The 17,635-nt window shown below is 68.0% G+C and carries 16 protein-coding genes, 1 pseudogene and 1 riboswitch; of the genes and pseudogenes, 6 read left to right on the plus strand and 11 right to left on the minus strand.

Annotation, left to right across the window (positions count from 1 at the left end; translation table 11 throughout):
* Positions 1-158: 158 nt before the first annotated feature.
* Together J5F18_RS18010 and J5F18_RS18015 are read left to right on the plus strand one after the other, a co-directional pair.
* A complete protein-coding gene (locus tag J5F18_RS18010; RefSeq protein WP_346299906.1) occupies positions 159-1,601 on the plus strand; it encodes an ethylbenzene dehydrogenase-related protein in 1,443 nt (480 codons plus the stop codon).
* Positions 1,598-2,149, plus strand: coding sequence for a hypothetical protein (locus tag J5F18_RS18015; RefSeq protein ID WP_346299907.1), 552 nt, complete (start codon positions 1,598-1,600; stop codon positions 2,147-2,149). Before J5F18_RS18010 ends, J5F18_RS18015 begins: the two co-directional genes overlap by 4 nt.
* A gap of 106 nt (positions 2,150-2,255) precedes the next feature.
* Here the strand turns inward: J5F18_RS18015 and J5F18_RS18020 are convergent, their stop codons facing one another.
* The 6 genes from J5F18_RS18020 to lhgO all read right to left on the minus strand — a co-directional run bounded on the left by J5F18_RS18020 (position 2,256) and on the right by lhgO (position 9,090).
* Positions 2,256-3,383 carry a 5-(carboxyamino)imidazole ribonucleotide synthase gene (locus J5F18_RS18020; protein ID WP_346299908.1) on the minus strand — a complete coding sequence of 376 codons (1,128 nt, stop codon included), beginning with the start codon at positions 3,381-3,383 and terminating at the stop codon, positions 2,256-2,258.
* A gap of 27 nt (positions 3,384-3,410) precedes the next feature.
* Positions 3,411-3,923 carry a 5-(carboxyamino)imidazole ribonucleotide mutase gene (gene purE, locus J5F18_RS18025; protein WP_346299909.1) on the minus strand — a complete coding sequence of 171 codons (513 nt, stop codon included), beginning with the start codon at positions 3,921-3,923 and terminating at the stop codon, positions 3,411-3,413.
* Between the two features lie 270 nt (positions 3,924-4,193).
* Entirely contained in the window at positions 4,194-6,218 is a 2,025-nt protein-coding gene (locus J5F18_RS18030; protein ID WP_346299910.1) for a TRAP transporter permease, read from the minus strand.
* 10 nt (positions 6,219-6,228) lie between these two features.
* Positions 6,229-6,735: a DUF1850 domain-containing protein gene (locus J5F18_RS18035; RefSeq protein WP_346299911.1), complete on the minus strand. Its 507-nt coding sequence runs from the start codon at positions 6,733-6,735 to the stop codon at positions 6,229-6,231.
* Between the two features lie 23 nt (positions 6,736-6,758).
* A complete protein-coding gene (locus J5F18_RS18040; RefSeq protein ID WP_346299912.1) occupies positions 6,759-7,718 on the minus strand; it encodes a TAXI family TRAP transporter solute-binding subunit in 960 nt (319 codons plus the stop codon).
* 175 nt (positions 7,719-7,893) lie between these two features.
* Positions 7,894-9,090 carry an L-2-hydroxyglutarate oxidase gene (gene lhgO / locus J5F18_RS18045; protein ID WP_346299913.1) on the minus strand — a complete coding sequence of 399 codons (1,197 nt, stop codon included), beginning with the start codon at positions 9,088-9,090 and terminating at the stop codon, positions 7,894-7,896.
* Between the two features lie 233 nt (positions 9,091-9,323).
* Between lhgO and J5F18_RS18050 the strand changes: the two genes are divergently transcribed.
* Positions 9,324-9,602, plus strand: a complete 279-nt coding sequence (locus J5F18_RS18050; protein WP_346299914.1) for an XRE family transcriptional regulator — start codon at positions 9,324-9,326, stop codon at positions 9,600-9,602.
* Between the two features lie 111 nt (positions 9,603-9,713).
* Here J5F18_RS18050 and ilvD read toward each other — a convergent pair whose 3' ends face one another.
* Positions 9,714-11,402, minus strand: a complete 1,689-nt coding sequence (gene ilvD / locus J5F18_RS18055; protein ID WP_346299915.1) for a dihydroxy-acid dehydratase — start codon at positions 11,400-11,402, stop codon at positions 9,714-9,716.
* A gap of 154 nt (positions 11,403-11,556) precedes the next feature.
* Positions 11,557-12,753, minus strand: coding sequence for an ATP-binding protein (locus tag J5F18_RS18060; protein WP_346299916.1), 1,197 nt, complete (start codon positions 12,751-12,753; stop codon positions 11,557-11,559).
* Positions 12,754-13,032: 279 nt separating this feature from the next.
* Here J5F18_RS18060 and J5F18_RS18065 point away from each other — a divergent pair, with 279 nt between their 5' ends.
* Positions 13,033-13,326, plus strand: a complete 294-nt coding sequence (locus J5F18_RS18065) for a type II toxin-antitoxin system HigB family toxin (RefSeq protein WP_346299917.1) — start codon at positions 13,033-13,035, stop codon at positions 13,324-13,326.
* Positions 13,323-13,727 carry a transcriptional regulator gene (locus tag J5F18_RS18070; RefSeq protein WP_346299918.1) on the plus strand — a complete coding sequence of 135 codons (405 nt, stop codon included), beginning with the start codon at positions 13,323-13,325 and terminating at the stop codon, positions 13,725-13,727. Before J5F18_RS18065 ends, J5F18_RS18070 begins: the two co-directional genes overlap by 4 nt.
* A gap of 63 nt (positions 13,728-13,790) precedes the next feature.
* On the opposite strand, the gene J5F18_RS18075 is transcribed toward J5F18_RS18070, so the two are convergent.
* Both J5F18_RS18075 and J5F18_RS18080 read right to left on the minus strand, forming a co-directional pair.
* Positions 13,791-14,486 carry a TenA family protein gene (locus tag J5F18_RS18075; RefSeq protein ID WP_346299919.1) on the minus strand — a complete coding sequence of 232 codons (696 nt, stop codon included), beginning with the start codon at positions 14,484-14,486 and terminating at the stop codon, positions 13,791-13,793.
* The gene (locus J5F18_RS18080) at positions 14,483-15,889 is read right to left on the minus strand and encodes a sodium:solute symporter (RefSeq protein WP_346299920.1); all 1,407 of its coding nucleotides are present in this window, start codon (positions 15,887-15,889) and stop codon (positions 14,483-14,485) included. Before J5F18_RS18080 ends, J5F18_RS18075 begins: the two co-directional genes overlap by 4 nt.
* Positions 15,879-15,989: riboswitch (TPP riboswitch) on the minus strand. Its footprint overlaps the gene before it by 11 nt.
* Positions 15,990-16,276: 287 nt before the next feature.
* Here J5F18_RS18080 and J5F18_RS18085 point away from each other — a divergent pair.
* Positions 16,277-17,347, plus strand: coding sequence for an asparaginase (locus J5F18_RS18085; RefSeq protein ID WP_346299921.1), 1,071 nt, complete (start codon positions 16,277-16,279; stop codon positions 17,345-17,347).
* A gap of 107 nt (positions 17,348-17,454) precedes the next feature.
* On the opposite strand, the pseudogene J5F18_RS18090 reads toward J5F18_RS18085, so the two are convergent.
* Positions 17,455-17,547 (minus strand): annotated as a pseudogene (locus J5F18_RS18090) (alkylhydroperoxidase); the annotation flags it as partial.
* Between the last annotated feature and the right edge of the window lie 88 nt (positions 17,548-17,635).

Consider the following 17,635-nt stretch of genomic DNA (forward strand, 5'->3'; position numbering starts at 1 on the left):
GGTGCCTCCCCGTTCACCGACTGCCTGTCAGTGTCGCCGATCGGCATCAGGGTTCAAGGGTGAGCGCGCATTAGCGATGGGGACTTGATCTGTGTCAGAGCGGTATCTCGTTCAGGGTCCATGCTGAAAGGACTCCCCTTCCCACGCAGGAGCTCCTCATGGCAGATCAGGACAAACCCACATCCGGCGCCTGGCTGGTGATCGGCCTGCCGCTTGCAGTGGGACTGGCCTGGATCACCCAGGGCACCGGGGTGATCCAGAATGATCATGAGCGCAACATCCATATCCCCGATGAGCTGACCATGCCGCTGCAGCTGCAGGTGGCCTATGACGACGAGGAGGTCTTCTTCCGCTACCGCTGGCCGGCCGACGAGCCCTTTGGTTACCACGACCTGCTGCGCTATCAGGACGGCGGGTGGGTTAGGTATGGCACCTCGCCGATCGGTCCCGATCCCAACAACACCTACGAGGACCGGGTCACCATGCTGGTGGATGATGGCAGCGTGCCCGAGTTCGGCCGCTACGGCGGCTATATCACGGTCGGCGACGGCATGCGCTTCTTCACCGATTCGGCAAGTCCCGACGAGGTGGCGGCCCACCCCCACCTGGGGCAGACCCTGGGCCAGAACGATATCCGCAAGCACCTGCCGGCGACCCGCACGGAGACGACGGACTGGCGCAGCGTGGTGGACGCCGAGCGGCTGGCCGCCCAGCGGGAGGCCGGCTACTTCCTCGACCTGTGGCACTGGCGCGCCGGGCGCTCCAACCCGATCGGCGTCTCCGACGACCAGTGGGTCGGGGAATTCCGCTTCGGCGATGCGGGTACCGGCCCCTATACCACCAACTGGGACGGCGAGAATGCCCAGCCCCGCTGGATGTTCGATCCAGAGATCGTCGACCGTCATTCGCTGCGCTGGGAGGACGTGGCGGCCAACCGCTTCGACTTCGACGGCCTCTACTACCTGGCCGAGGAGTTCGCCACCGCGTTCGACCCCGATCACGACTGGCAGGAGGGCGACGTCATCCCGCGCCGCCTGCTGCGCGAGCCCGCCGGCTCCCGGGGGGATATCCGGGTGCACGGCGAGGGACGCTGGGCCGACGGCTACTGGGACGTGACCCTGGTGCGCGCCCTGGATACCGGCAGCCCCCTGGATGACAAGATCTTCCGGGAACAGGGCCGCTACGACATCGGGATCGCCGTGCATCGCGATGCCACCGGCAGCCGCTGGCACTATGTCTCCCACCCCTACTCCCTGGGCTTCGGCCGTGAAGCGGATATCCAGGCGCAGCGCATCGTGGACGACACGCCAGCCTGGAGCGACGACTGGTTCGCGATGACCCTCTTCTACCCGGGCCAGGTGGACTGGCCGCTGCTGGTCAGCCGCGCCCACGCCGGCGCCGAGGATATCGCCGCCGGCAAGCCGGTGCGGCCCCGCCACAGCGAGAAGCAGCTGGCCCTCTATGGGGTGGAGATGGAGTTCAACGACGCCATCACGCGCCACTGGCTGCTTACCCTCGTCGCCGGCCTGCTGGCCATGCTCGGCGTCACCCTCGGCCTGCTGCCCCTCTTCCGTTCATCGCGCCAAGGAGACCGCTCATGACCGGCATGCACCATATGCTTGTCCATTTCCCGGAGGCATTCTGGGCCCTGGCCACGCTGATGATCCTGATCGGCGCCCTGCTGCCGGGCCGTCTCGCCGAACTCAGCCGCGCCGCCCTGCTGCCGGTGCTGGTGCTCAGCCTGCTGGGTGCGCTCGCCGCCATCGTCAGCGGCTTCCTGATCTGGCCCCTGGAGGCGAACCTGGCAAGCCCGCTGGCCCGCAACCATATCCTGATGGCGTTCTGGTCGCTGGGCATCTACTCCACGATCACCGTGCTGGTGTGGCGGACCGGGGAGGCCGCCTTCGACGGCACCCGCCGCTGGGTGCTGGTGGTCCTGGCGCTGATCGGTGGCCTCTTCTTCGCTACCACCGGCACCCTGGGCGGCCACCTGGCCGGCGCCACCACCGCCTTCTCCGAGGTGCTCGGCCTGCTGGGCTGGGAGGTCTACACCACCTTCTACAGCCCGCTGTGGGTCATCGCCGTCATGGTGATCCTCGGCCTCGCCCTGGGGGCCCTCGGCCTCAAGGGGCGGCGCAAGGCAGGCTGACGTCCTCGACCCTCCCCCGAATCGCAAGCGGCCCCGCCAGTTGGCGGGGCCGCTTGCTTGGAACGTGGCATGAGCCGGCGACTGTCCCGGCGTCACCTCGCTGGGGTTATTCGAAGCTGAAGCGCGGCTCGGGGGCATCGGGCAGCAGGGCCGCGCAGGCGCGCACCCGCTCAAGCAGCGCCTCGTGGCTCGGCGCCACCAGGTTGACGTGGGCCAGCTTGCGCCCGGGTCGCTCGCTCTTGTCGTAGCGGTGCAGGTGGGCATCCGGCAGGGCGAGAAGCGCCGCCGGGTCCCCTTCGCGGCCGATCACGTTGAGCATGCAGGTGGGGTGGCGCGCCGCGGTGTCGCCCAGCGGCAGGCCCTGGATGGCGCGCAGGTGGTTCTCGAACTGGCTGGTCACCGCGCCGTCCTGGGTCCAGTGGCCGGAGTTGTGCACCCGAGGCGCCATCTCGTTGGCCAGGAGGCTGCCGTCGGCGCACTGGAAGAGCTCCAGGGTCAGCACCCCCACGTAGTCGAGCTCGTCGAGCAGGGCCCGGATATAGCCGTCGGCGGTCTGCTGCACGCTGTCATCCAGGTCCGGCATGGGGGCCAGGGCGTAGCGCAGGATACCGTCCACATGGACGTTCTCCGCCATGGGATAGAAGGCCACTTCGCCGTCGCGGTCGCGCACGGCGATGATCGACACCTCGCGCACGAAGTCGACGAAGGTCTCGACGATCAGCTTCGGGTGGTTGATGGCGCGCCACGCCTCGGCCGCCTCGGCGGGGTCGCGGATCACCGCCTGGCCCTTGCCGTCGTAGCCCTCGGTGACCGACTTGGCCACCACCGGGCAGCCCAGCTCCCGGGCCGCGGCCTCGAGCTCGTCGGCGTGCTCCACCAGGCGGTAGGCGGGGGTGGGAATGCCCAGGCGATCGAAGAGCGCCTTCTCCTCGGCGCGGTTCTGGCAGACGCGGATCGCCTCGCTGGAGGGGTAGACCGGCTTGACCTCCTCGATGGCCTGGACCAGCGCCACGGGCAGGTGCTCGAACTCGTAGGTGACCAGGTCGACCCTGGCCAGGAAGTCGTCGAGCAGATGGTGTTGGTCCGTGTAGATCATCACCTCACCGATCCCGGCGCTGGGGTGACCGGTGGTATCCAGGAAGGTGAAGCGGTTGGCCAGGGGATAGCCGGCCAGGGCCAGCATGCGGCCGAGCTGGCCGGCACCCAGGACGCCGATATTCAAGGCCTTGTCCATGACGTTCTCCTCACTCGTCGCGCTCGATCAGGGCTGGGGATCGGGACGGGGGTCGGGGTGGTCGAGCACGCTCCGTGTCTGCGCGGCCCGGAAGGCCTCCACGGCGGCACGCACCGTCTCGTCCTGCAGGCCGACGATCTGGGCGGCCAGCAGGCCCGCGTTGGTGGCACCGGCCTTGCCGATGGCCAGGGTGCCCACGGCGATGCCGCCGGGCATCTGCACGATGGAGAGCAGCGAGTCCAGGCCCTTGAGCGCCTTGGACTCCACCGGCACGCCGAGCACCGGCAGCGCGGTCTGGGCGGCCACCATGCCCGGCAGGTGGGCCGCACCGCCGGCGCCGGCCACGATCACCTGCAGGCCCCGCTCGGCGGCGGACTTGGCGTAGTCGAACAGCAGGTCCGGGGTGCGGTGGGCGGAGACCACGCGGGTCTCGCAGGGCACGCCCAGGCGCTCGAGCATCGCCACCGCGTGCTCCATCACCGGCCAGTCGGACTTCGACCCCATGATCACGCCGACCTTCGGCGACTGTTCGGACTGCATCGATGCTCCTCGGCAACTGCCTGCGTTCGGGAAGGAAAAGCTCATCGCCCTCTGGCTGGTATGGACCTGTGGGAGCTCGGGTATACCCGAGCGAATGGCGCCGATAGGCGCCCTGTCGGTGCGGCCCGATCCAGGCGCCTTCAGCCGGGAGGCCTCCGGCCTCCATTCGCCCAGCAAAGCTGGCCTCCTACAGACCAGCCTCGCGGCCAGGTGCGAAGAGTCAAGGAAAGCCGCACATTCTAGCCGCGCGGCCATTCCCCGTCACCTTGACTATCCGGACAGCGCGGCCTCGCGCCGGCTGGCCAGCCAGTTGCCCCCGATGGCCAGGATCATCACCGCCACCCCGATGGCCTCCACCAGGAAGTTCGGCCAGAACACCGCCACGATGGCGCCGGCGATGGCAATCCGCGGCGGCCACGACATACGCGTGAAGAGATACCCCTCCAGCGCCGCGGCGAAGGCCCCCAGGGCGAGTATCGCGATCAGCCCGTTCCAGGCCAGCACGGGCAGCGGCCCGCCGACGATGATCTCCGGGTTGAAGACCATGAACATCGGGATCAGGTAGAGCCCCTTGGCGAACTTCCACGCCTGCACGCCGGTTTCCATGGGCTTGCTGCCGGCGATGGCCGCCCCGGCGAAGCCGGCCAGCGCGATCGGCGGCGTCACGTTGGAGTCCTGGGAGTACCAGAACACCACCAAGTGGGCGATCAGCAGCGGGATGCCGAACTCGGCGGTGAGCGCCGGGCCCACCAGCACGATCAGCACGATGTAGCTGGCGGTGACCGGCAGGCCCATGCCCAGCACCAGGCTGGCCAGCAGCACCAGGATCAGGGCCAGCACGATATTGCCGCCGGAGAAGGCCAGCATCATGGCGGAGAACTTCAGTCCCAGGCCGGTGAGGCCGACGATGCCGACGATGATGCCGGCCACCGCACAGGCCATGGAGACCGCCACGGCGTTGCGGGCGCCGAGCTCGAGGCCCTGCACCAGCTTCCGCCAGCCGGTCCACAGCACCGTGGCGACGCGGGCCGCGGTCACCTTCTCGCCCCGGCGCGGGGCAACGAACAGGAACCAGACGGCGTAGCGCAGCACCGCCACGGCGAGCATGGTCATCACCGCATAGAAGCCCACCCGCATGGGCGACATGTGCATCACCAGCAACCACACCAGCACGCCCAGCGGCAGCAGGAAGTGCCAGCCCTCCTTCATCACCTCGCGCACCTGGGGCAGCTCGCTTCTGGCCATGCCCTGCATGCCCTGCTTGAGGGCGATGATGTGCACGAAGAGGTAGACGGTGGCGAAGTACATGATCGCCGGCAGCACGCTGACCTTGACCACCTCCAGGTAGGAGACCCCGGTGTACTCGGCGATCAGGAAGGCCCCGGCGCCCATCAGCGGCGGCATGATCTGCCCGCCGGTGGAGGCCGCCGCCTCGATGCCGCCGGCCTGCTTGGGCTGGTAGCCCAGGCGCTTCATCAGCGGGATGGTGAAGGCGCCAGTGGTCACCACGTTGGCGATGGCGCTGCCGGAGATGGAGCCCATGCCGGCGGAGGCGATGACCGCCGCCTTGGCGGGCCCCCCGCGCTGGCGCCCGGTGGCGGCGTAGGCCAGGTCGATGAAGAACTTGCCGGCGCCGGTGATCTCGAGGAAGGCGCCGAACAGCACGAAGATGAAGATATAGGTGGCGGCCACGCCCAGCGGCAGGCCGAAGATGCCCTCCTGCCCCAGGTAGAGCTGGCCCACCACCCGGTCGATGTTGTAGCCGCGGTGTTCGAGGATGCCGGGCAGGAACTGGCCGAGCCAGGGCAGCTCGCCGCGGGGGCCGGCGAAGGCGTAGAGGATGGCGACGGCGCCGATGATGGTCATGCCCAGGCCCACCGCCCGGCGGCTGGCCTCCAGCACGGTCAGGGTGGCGATGCAGCCGACGATGATATCGGTCTGGGTCCAGAATCCGGCACGGCGAAAGATCTCGTCGAGATAAATCACCAGGTAGCCGCCGGTAAGCAGGGCCCCGGCCAGGAACAGGCAGTCGATGGCCCAGCCCAGCACGCCGCGCCTGCGGTGGGGGCCGAACACCGGGAAGATCAGGAAGGCCAGCAGCATGATCAGCATCAGGTGGATGCTGCGCTGGTAGAAGAGCCCCAGGGGCTGGATGCCGGCGGAGTAGAGCTGGAACAGGGAGAGCCCCACCGCCACCAGGGTGATCAGCCAGAGGATGGGGCGTGGCTGGATGGCGTTGCCGCCGGGAACGGTGACCTCGGGCGCGGTGACAGTGGGCTTGGCGGATTCGCTCATGGGTGCCTCGTCAGGAGCCGGGTGCCGAGGTGCGCAGGTGGATCGTCACCCGCTCGCCGGCGGCCTGGTCGCTCAGGCTGAGCCGACGGCCCTCGTGCAGCAGTCGATGGTTGACCTCCGGGGAGCCGACCCGGAGGCGGTAGCGGTTGCCGGGCACCGGCTCGTCGATCCCCTCGATCCAATAGCCGCCCTCGCCGTCGGAGACCGGCCGCCCGCGGCCCGGCGAGTGGCCGAGGCCGGCGGCGAAGTCGGGCTGGTGGCTGCGCTCCAGCACCATGCGACCCTCCCGATGGCGATAGCAGTCGAGCACCGGAAAGCCGGCCACCGAGTGGTTCCACGCCAGGCACCAGGCCTCTCCCTCGGGCATCGGCAGCGAGGCGACCAGGCGGCCGTCCTCCGCGGTGACCACGAGCCGGCCCTCGCCGCCGCCCTGGGCCGGCAGGGCAAGCAGCAGGCCCAGTGCTAAGGCCGCCGGCCCGAGGGCGCGGCGGCTTGCGGTCAGGATGGCGGCAGGCATCGGGGTGCCCGGTTCAGGTCGTCTTACGGGCGCTGATGCTCCTGGACCTCGGCACCGATCTCCTCATAGTAGCGCAGGGCCCCGTCGTGGAAGGGGATCGGGGTGGAGTCGATGCTGAACTCCACGGTGGTGTCGTTGGCCGCCGGGTGCACGGCGATCAGCTCGTCGGTGTTCTCGAAGAGCAGCTTGGTGATCTGGTAGGCCAGGTCGTCATCCATCTCGCTGCTCACCGCCAGCACGTTGGGGATGCTGATGGTGTGCACCGCCTCGTCCATGCCGTCGTACATGCCGGCACGCAGGTCATAGGGGGCGAAGACCGGTTCCGCCTCGCGGGCGTTGGCGACCTCCTCCTCGGTGAGGCCTACCAGGCGGATGTCGCGGGTGGTGGCCAGGTTCAGGATCGAGCTGGTGGGCGGTCCCACGCTCCAGAAGCCGGCGTCGATGTCGCCGTCGCGGATGGCGTCGGCGGTCTCGTTGAAGTTCAGCCGCTGGGGGGAGAAGTCGTCGTAGCTGATGCCGTTGGCCTCGAGCAGGGCGCGGGCGTTGAGCTCGGTACCGCTGCCCGGGGCGCCGACGGAGACGCGCTTGCCGCGCAGGTCGTCGAGGCTGTGGACATCGGAGCCGGCCAGGGTGACCAGCTGCACGGCGTTGGGGTAGATGGAGGCCAGGGCGCGGATATTGTCGAGCTGGCGGCCCTCGAAGTCACCGGTGCCGTTATAGGCCTGGTAGACGGTGTCCGCCAGGGCCAGGGCCAGGTCGGAATCGCCGCGCCACACCAGGCCCATGTTCTCTACCGAGGCCCCGGTGACCTCGGCCACGGCGCTGGCGCCCTCGATATGCCTGTTGATCATCTCGGCCAGGCCGCCGCCCAGCGGGTAGTAGACCCCGCCGGTGCCGCCTGTGGCGATGGAGAGCTGCTGGGCGGCGGCCAGCGGGGCCGTGGCGAGCAGCGAGACGGCGACGGCGTACTTCATGGCGTTCATGGCAATCCTCCGGGCTGATGCCCGTTTGTTGTGTGGTTATGGGCGCAGAAGGGCGAACGAAGCGCCTGGATCAAAGCTAGCACGGGCCCAGCGTGAGAGACCAAGGCCATATTTCTACGTTTCTGTTTTCTTTCGGCAATTCCACCCAGACCGCCCCGCTCCCCGGCCGGCTCACTCACGCCTCCGCCATCGCCTTCACCTGCTCGACGATATGGGCGCCGATGGGAATCGCCGAAGTGGCGGCAGGCGACGGCGCATTGCCCACGTTGAGGGTGCGGCGCGTATTGACGAAGAGGAAGTCGTCCACCAGCTTGCCGTCCCGGGAGACCGCCTGGGCGCGCACGCCGGCCGGATACGGCTCGAGGTCCTCCAGGGTCAGGCTGGGGCAGTACTTGCGCACCAGCTCGAGATACCCCCGCTTGTAGAGGGAGTTCTTCATCTCGACCAGTCCCGGGCGAAGGTTCCGGCCCAGCACCTTGAGAATGCCGGGGTTGGTGACCATCCGAGCCAGGTCGACGAGGGAGACGTCGCGCTTGCGATAGCCCTCGCGCTTGAAGGCCAGCACCGCGTTGGGACCCACGGTGACGCTGCCATCGATCATCCGGGTGAGGTGCACGCCGAGGAAGGGCATGGAGGGGTCGGGGATCGGATAGATCAGGTGGTTGACGATGCGGTTGTGCTTCGCCGGCAACCGGTAGTACTCGCCGCGGAAGGGACAGATGGTGAAGCTCGGGTCCTGGCCCAGCAGGCGGATCACCCGGTCGGCCATCAGCCCCGAGCAGGTCACCAGGTAGCGCCCGGTGAACTCGCCGCCGCGGCTCTTCACCACCACCTCCTGGCTACGCTCCTGAAGGCCCGTCACCTCGCAGCCGTAGCGGATCTCGCCGCCCATCCGCTCGAACTCGGCGGCCATGGCGCGGGTCACCGCGGCGAAGTCGACGATGCCGCTGGAGGGAACGAAGATGCCGCCGAGCCCGGTGATATTGGGCTCGCGCTCTGCCAGCGCCTCGGCGGAGAGCCACTCGCGTGTGAGGCCGTTGGCCTCGGTGCGCTCCCACAGCGCCTCCATGCGCTGCATTTCCAGCTCGCTGGTGGCCACCAGCAGCTTGCCGCAGGTGTCATAGGGGATGGCGTGGGCCTCGCAGAACTCGACGGTGGCGCGGTTGCCGGCCAGGCAGAAGCGCGCCTTGTGGCTGCCCGGAGTGTAGTAGACCCCGGCGTGGATCACGCCACTGTTGTGGCCGGTCTGGTGCATGGCCGGCCCCGCCTCCTTCTCCAGCAGCAGCATGCGTCGGTCGGGGTAGGCCTGCTTGAGCTGCATGGCGGTGGACATCCCCAGGATGCCGCCACCGATGATGATGAAATCGTGCATCTTGTCCCTCTCCTTGAACACGCACTCGCAGAACGCGCGAAAGCCACGTCGTCACGGCGTGGCTCCTATCATGACAATCGATCGGGCCGCCGTCACTTTACATTTGATCACGCTTTGTCACATTTTGCGTGAGTGGGGCATCGCCCTGCCACCAAAGCATCATCGAATCGACACTGGCAAAATCGCCGAGGAGCCCCCATAGTGTGCATGTCGCCATCGCCAACTGGAGCATCATGAGTACTGCACGTCATACCCTAGCCGCGGATCTTCTCGACCCCCCGCGAAGAAGCCCTGACCTCGACGTCAGGGACCTGGAAAAACGTACACGCCTCATGCGCATCGTCACTCGGTTGATCGCCGTCTCCGATCTCGGCTGCCGAGAGATCGCCCGACGCGCGGGCCTGCCGGCCCAGAAGGTGAGCGACCTGCTCGCCGGCCGCCTCGAACACCTCTCGCTCGACGAGCTGCAGCTCCTGCACCGCACCATCGACCCCCAGCCGACGTCCCACTGACGTCGCGGCGGCTCTCCATCCCGCATCACGCCCCGCCGGGTCACCGGCGGGGCGTGATGCTTTTCAGGGGGGGGGGGGTGACGGCGCGCTCCCCGCTGGGAGAGCCCGGGTTCAGTCCGGCAGGTCGGTCACCGCCCCGGTGGAGGCGGAACTCACCATCCGGGCGTACTTGGCCAGCACCCCGCGGGTGTAGCGCGGCGCGGGCGGCTGCCAGGCGGCGCGACGGCGCATCAGCTCCTCGTCGGGAAGCTCGACCTCGATGGTGTCGGCCTCGGCGTCGATGGTGATGCGGTCGCCATCTTCCACCAGCGCCAGGGGGCCGCCGTCGAAGGCCTCGGGGGTGACGTGTCCCACCACGAAGCCGTGGCTGCCGCCGGAGAAGCGCCCGTCGGTGATCAGCGCCACCGAATCCCCCAGGCCCCGGCCCATGATCGCCGAGGTGGGGGTGAGCATCTCGCGCATGCCCGGGCCACCCCGCGGCCCCTCGTAGCGGATCACCACCACGTCGCCGGCCACCACGGTGCCGTCGTTGATGCGGGCCTGGGCCTCCTCCTCGGAGCCGAACACCCGCGCGGTGCCCGAGAAGCGGGTGCCCTCCTTGCCGGTGATCTTTGCCACCGCCCCCTCCGGGGCCAGGTTGCCGTGGAGGATGCGCAGGTGGCTCTCCGCCTTGAGGGGCGCATCCAGCGCCGCGATGATCCGCTGATCCTCGGGATAGGGGGCCACGCCCGCCAGGTTCTCGGCGAGCGTCCTGCCGGTGACCGTCAGGCAGTCGCCGTGGAGCAGCCCGGCGTCGAGCAGGGTCTTCATCAGCGGCTGGATGCCGCCGATGGCCACCAGCTCGCTCATCATGTAGTGGCCGCTGGGGCGCAGGTCGGCCACCACCGGCACGCGCTTGCCGATCCGGGTGAAGTCCTCGAGCGACAGGTCAACGCCGACGGTGCGGGCCATGCCGATCAGGTGCAGCACCGCGTTGGTGGAGCCGCCCAGCGCGATCACCACGGTGATGGCGTTCTCGAAAGCCTCCCGGGTCATGATGTCGGAGGGCTTGATGTCGCGCTCGAGCAGCTCGAGCACCGCCGCGCCTGCCGCCTTGCAGTCCTCGCGCTTGTCGTTGGAGACGGCGTTCTGGGCCGAGCTGCCCGGCAGGCTCATGCCCAGCGCCTCGATGGCCGAGGCCATGGTGTTGGCGGTGTACATGCCGCCGCAGGAGCCCGGGCCGGGAATCGCCGTCTCCTCGATCTGCTTGAGCTCGATCAGGTCGATATCGCCGCGGCTGTGGGCGCCCATCGCCTCGAAGACCGAGACGATATCGGTGTGGCCCTTGCCGGGCAGTATGGTGCCGCCGTAGACGAAGACGCCGGGCCGGTCGAGCCGCGCCAGGCCCATCAGGCAGCCCGGCATGTTCTTGTCGCAGCCGCCGATGGCCACCAGGCCGTCGAAGCCCTCGCAGCCGGCCACCGTCTCGATGGAGTCGGCGATCACCTCCCGGGAGACCAGGGAGTACTTCATGCCCTCGGTGCCGTTGGCGATGCCGTCGGAGACGGTGATGGTGTTGAAGATCACCCCCTTGCCGCCGGCGGCGTCGGCGCCGTCGCTGGCCTGGCGGGCCAGCTCGTCGATATGGCTGTTGCAGGGGGTGAGGTTGCTCCAGGTGGAGGCGATGCCCACCTGGGGCTTGGCGAAGTCCTCATCACGAAAGCCCACCGCGCGCAGCATGGCACGGCCGGCCGCCTTGCCGGGGCCATCCACCACGGAAGCGGAGTAGCGGCGGCGGGGATCCTTGGGGGTATCGCTCATGGCAGGGCTCCTCTGATCGGCCAGGGTTGACCTTCAGAGGGTGGTCGCCGGATTCCCATCTGGCAAATCCCGCAGGGACGCGCACCGGACCCCGCCAAGCTCGCCTCTGCCTGGGAAGGGCGGCAGTGTAGGGATGCCGCCCAGATGAACAGGCTCACGTCGTCTGTTTCCAGTCTTCTCCGGGCATGCTACGACGCATGAAGTCATCGAACAGCGGCACCGTAAAGGCTGTCTGACCATGGCCGGGGCTCCAGAGCATGCCATCCTCGATCAGGGCGGCACGGATCGGCGCCAGCGACCGCACGCTCTTGCCAAGTACCGCGGCAATCTCGCCGGAACGGTGCGGGCCGGCCCCCAGTTCGGCCATGGCACGCAGGTAGCGCCTGCCAGCGGGCGTGATCCGGTCGAAGCGCACCATGAAGAAGTTGGCGTCCAGTGCGGCGATGACTTCCGGGGTAGCCGACTCGACATCCGCCTTGATGATGGGGCTCTGCACGGCGATGTCCCATGTATGGCTGGCCCATTCCTGCAGGAAATAGGGATATCCTCGAGAGGCCGCCAGGATGGCCACAATGGCCTCAGGCTCAAACCCGACCCCCTCTTTCCTGGCGGGATTCACCAGGGCCCGGGTGGCTGACTCATCATCCAGCGGGCCGATCTCGGGATAGTCGAAGAGCCGCTCGGCGTAGGACTTCGCCTTGCCGGCCCTGCCCCTGAGTTGGGGCAAGCCGGCGCCCACCAGACTCACCGGCAGGGCCAGCTGCGCACAGCGGTGCAGGGCACTGATCAGGGCGGCCAGCTGCTCTTCCGCCACGTACTGGAGTTCATCCACGAACATCACCAGGGCCGTGCCGGCTTCCCGCGACGCCCGTCCGACCTCTTCCAGCAGCATGGCCAGATCCAGCTCCAGATCCCCGTTGTCCGCCAGGCCTGGTTCCGGCTCGGCGTCGAACCCCACCTCGATATCCTGGTACTTGACCTTGAGCGCTCTGGCGAAACCCGCCAGGGCACTCAGACCACGCTGTGCCAAGGCGCGTGCCTGCTGCGTACGGCTCAGGCGCAACAGCGCCAGGCGCAGTTGCGGTGCCAGCAGTGCCGGCAGGGACCGATACTCCGGCGCCTCGAGCCGCACGGTGTGGATCCCCTCTGCCTCGGCATCCTGGCGCATGCGTTCCAGCAGCACCGTCTTGCCCACGCCACGCAGCCCCACCATCAGCAGGCTCTTGGCGGAACGACCACGGCGCAGGCGTTGGATGTTGATGCGCAGACGCTCACGCAGCTGGTCGCGGCCTGCCAGCTCGGGAGGTGGGGTGCCGGCGCCCGGCGCATAGGGATTGGTGACGGGATCCATGTTATCAACCGAGTTTTGGCAAGTTATCCAATTTTGATAACTTAGCTAAACTTCCTTGAAATGGGAAACCGTCCGTCTCCCGTGAGCCGTGAAGGCTCAAACGGACCATCATGCAAGCTCATCTCCGCCTCACTCGCAATAGGTGGGGCTTCCGCCCAGGCTGGCGCACCAGCACTGCGCAACGCAACGATTCGCTGGGAACACCGAGTCCGCACAAGCATTTGAGCCGAAGGCCGAAGCGCGCCAGACTCTATCGCAGATTGCGATAGAAGGATTGTCGTGCATATCATCACACAGAAACGGATCTGGGAAGCCAAGCAGAAATGGCCCCAGGCAGCCTCTGCGCTGGATGCCTGGTACCGGCTGATGAAATCCAGCGAGCCAAGCAGCTTCGCCGAGATAAAGGCGCTGTTTCCGGCCATCGACAAGGTGGGTTCCCGGCATGTGTTCGATATCGGCGGCAACAAGCTCCGTCTGATCGCCGTGGTGCACTATCGCTTCAAGAAGATCTACACCCAGCACGTGCTCGATCATGCCGAATATGACAAGGGCCGCTGGAAGGAGTCGAAATGACCAGCATCGTCCAACAGGCCGCCGCCCACTGGCGATTCGTCGCCCCCCTGCTTCGAGCCCCCGAGTCCGAGGCCGACTGTGATGCCCTCGTAAAGGCACTGGACGAGTTGTTGGAGCTGGTCGGCGACGACGAGGATCACTCGCTGGCCAGCCTGGCCGCCCACATGGGCGACCTGCTCGAGGCCTACGATGAGCGCCATCGCCCCATGCCGGAGGTACGCGGTGCCGAGATGCTGCGCCACCTGATGGCGTGGCACGGCCTCGACCAGTCCAGCCTGCCAGAGGTCGGCACCCAATCGGTGATCTCGGAGATCCTGAACGGCAAGCGGCGCCTGAACGTCCGCCAGATCAAGGTCCTGACCCAGCGCTTCGGGCTGCCCGCCGACCTCTTCCTCGAGTGAGGGGCCCCTCCCTCCTCCCACCGAAAGCAGGGCGGGCGTGGCGACGCTACCCGCCCGGCCCGTTCAACGCGGCATCACGGCGTCATGGAAGGCGCGCTCCCTGGCCACCGTCTCGCGGAAGCACTCGGCCATGCGGGCAAAGGCGGCGTCATCGAGCGTCTGCGCCTCCTCGTCCAGGCGGCGGCGCAGCCAGGCGACGAAGTCCTGGAAGGCGGGGTTGTCGTGCAGGTCGATCCACTCCCCCACCAGCGGATGCAACCCCTCGGCACGGGTGATGCGCAGCGCCCACTCCAGATAGACCCACTCGGTCACCACCAGCACCGCGAGGATCTCGGCGTAGCCGCCGGCGCTGCCGGTCTCGCGCAGCAGCGCCTGGAAGGCCCGGGTCTCGGGCAGATAGTCCGACGCCTCGCGCTGGGCGGCCGGCACCCCGAAGGCTTCGAAGGTGCGCTGGAAGGTGCTGTTCTCGTCGCTGGTCAGCATGCCCATGAACTGCCCCAGCACCACCCGATCCGCCATGCTCGGCGCCCGGCCGATGGCGAAGCCGATCAGCGCGGTGAAGGGGTCCACGAAGCCATAGTCCTGCACCATGTAGGCGGCGAAGTCGGCATCGGAAAGGCGCCCCTCGGCCAGGGCATCGAAGAGCGGGTGATTCACGGTGGCGGACCAGTCGGGCTCGCTGATCTCGCGCAGCCAGTCGGTGATGCGCGCCGAGTCGCGGCCGGCGGCCCAGGCATTCCAGTCGGAGCTTGTGCTCATCGGGCGTCTCCCTTGAGGGTGGGTTGGAATCTCGCCCCCGGGCGCCGCCAGGCAACCAGCAGGCTGGCAAGCGTGGAGGCGACCAGCGCCCCCAGGAAGGGCGGGAGTGTCGGAATGCTATCCGGGAAGGTGGCGGCGAGCACCCCGGCGGAAAGACTCCCCAGGGTGATCCAGCCCGGCAGCACCGCGCCGAGCAGGCCCGCCACGCCTCCTGCCACCGCGGCGAGCGGCGACATGCGCCGCCACAGGCCCAGCAGCACCGGCAGCAGGATGGCGGCGCACAGCAGATCGGCGATCAGGAACAGGCGCAGCACCGAGAAGCCCTGCAGGGCCACCCACACCACCGGCAGCATCAGCGCCACCGTGACCCAGCGCGCCGCCCGCACCGAGAGCCCCTGCCGGCCGGAGCTTGCCACCGCCATGGAGGCGATGGCGTTCTGCAGGGTATCGACGCTGGAGGCCACCAGGGTGACCGCCAGCACCAGGGCCGGCAGCGCCAGCCAGGCCGGCGCCGCGGAGAGCAGCGCGAAGAAGGGAATCGGCGGCTCGCCCAGGGGCAGCGCGTGCATCGCCGCCACGATGCCGAGCCCGCCGATGGCCATCACCACCAGCAGGCTGCTGGCCCCGCCCAGCAGGGCCCCGCGGGCCAGGGCGCGATCGTCCTCGGCGGCCCACACCCGCTGCCAGTAGCCCTGGTGGAAGAGGTTCGCCGCGGTGACGGCGATCACCAGGGTGAGCGCCACGGAGAACGCGCTGCCGGCGGGAACGGCGGGCATTACCGCCTCGGCCGGCATGGGGGGCAGCCACCACCAGGCCACGCCGCCCACCAGCACCAGCAGGACCAGCAGCAGCCAGGCCTGCCAGCGGTCGGTGGCGAGGCTCGCCCGCAGCCCGCCCAGGGTGGTGTAGACCAGGGTGACCGCCGCCACCCCGAGGATCACCAGCGCCGGCGGCACGTCCGAGAGCAGCGCGGCGATGGCGCCGATGGCGGTGAGCTCGGCGGCCAGGAAGATCGCCATGTAGGCCACGGAGACGCAGGAGACCCAGCGCCGCACTCCGGCACCGTAGCAGGCCTCGGCGAACTCGCCGATGCTGCGCCCCTTAGGCAGGTGGCGGCGGATCGCCGGGCCGTAGAGCCCCAGCACGATGAAGGGCAGCGACGAGCCGATGGCGTAGCCGGCGAGCGCCACCGGCCCCACGAAGGCGCCGATCTCCGGCGGCGCGAAGAGGATCCAGGCGCCCATGCTGGAGGCCAGGAACGACAGGCCGATGGCCTGGGCGCCCTGGGAATTGCGGGCGGTGACGTAGTCATCGAGCCGACCGTCGGCCCGGCGGGCCCGCAGGCCCAGGAACGCAAAGCACAGGAGCGCCGCGCCGAGCACGGCAGACGTCAGGTAGGGCATGTCGCGCTTCCTCCGCCGGCATGAACCGGATCAGGTTCCAGGGTCGGCGCTTGGCCCTCTCAGCCCCCGCGGATGCGGCGGGACTCCCCTGGCGACAAGTGGATGTATTGTAGGGATCCTTCTTCGAGTCACGGCCGGCCTGGCCGATAGCGGAAGGAACGAGGTTCATGATAGCGCATGCGCTTGGTTCGAACGACCACCGCCTAACTCCGGTATCGCCCCTGGGCACCGCCGATCAATCAAGCACCAAACTGGGACCGAGACCTGGGGAAGAATCACGGCGATAACCCGGTGAACTGGCTATGGTGTATCTGGAAGCGGTCGAGCCCATAGCACGAATTGACCGTGGCGCCTGCCAACACAACCATCCAACGGGAGAGGTTTGTCGTGAAAACTCAACGATTAGTGAGAAGCTGGATTGCGGGAGTTGTGCTTCTGGCGGTATCGGCCGCTGTCTTGGCGCAGTCGGAGGACCGGCACGTGGTGGTGCTCGCCACCGGTGGCACCATAGCCGGGGCCGGGGCAACCGCCGCCGACAGCGCGACCTACGCCGCCGCAACGGTACCAGTCGATAAGCTACTGGCGGGCCTGCCCGAATTGGAAAATCTTGCTCGGGTCAGCGGAGAGCAGGTCTTCCAGATCGCCTCCGAAAGTTTCAACAACGAGCATCTGATCACCCTGGGCCAGCGCGTGTCGGAGTTGACCAAGCAGGACGATGTCGACGGTATCGTCATCACCCACGGCACCGATACCCTAGAGGAGACCGCCTTCTTCCTGAACCTGGTGGTGCAAACCGACAAGCCCATCGTGCTGGTAGGCTCCATGCGCCCCGGCACCGCCCTGTCCGCCGACGGCGCCCTGAATCTCTACGGCGCCGTGAGCGTTGCGGCCAGCGAGGACGCCAGAGGCAAGGGGGTCCTGGTGACCATGAACGACGACATCCTGAGCGGGCGCGACGTCAGCAAGAGCATCAACATCAAGACCAGCTCTTTCCAGAGCCAGTGGGGCCCGCTCGGAATGGTGGTCGAAGGGCGCAATTACTGGTTTCGTGACCCGGTCAAGCGCCACACCACTTCATCCGAGTTCAACATCGATGATATCGACTCCCTGCCAGCCGTCGATATCGTCTACGGCTACGGCAACATGAACACCATTGGTATCGAGGCCTACGGCGAGAGCGACATCGCGGCACTGATCCATGCCGGTACGGGTAATGGCTCGGTGGCGGCACCAGCGGTCGATGCCTTGAAGGCGCTGCGTGACCAGGGGGTGATGATCATCCGCTCTTCCCGCGTGCCCGCCGGGTTCGTGCTGCGGAACGCCGAGCAGCCCGATGACGACTACGACTGGGTAGTGGCCCACGACCACCGCCCGCAACAAGCTCGTATCCTGGCCATGGTGGCCCTGACGATGACCGATAACAGCGAGGAGCTGCAGCGGATCTTCTGGGAGTATTGACCGACTGACAGCAACGGCACGCGAACACAAGGGCTGGGGCCGGCGGCTCGCAGCCCTTGTCAGGCGAGGCCAATCTGTCAACACGAACTCGCCACTTGGTGCCTCCCTTAGACCTCCCGCGGCACCCGGCCCATCAGGTAGAACTCCTCGTTGGACGGGGTGCCGGCCAGGGTGACCAGGCGGTTGGACATACCGAAGAAATCGCGTAATTCGTCCTGCCGATGGGCCAGCATCTTGAAGACGTTGGCCACAAAGCCGCCTTCTCCTGTACCGCCAGATTCACGTCGC

It is taken from the genome of Halomonas sp. BM-2019 (genome assembly GCF_017584085.1).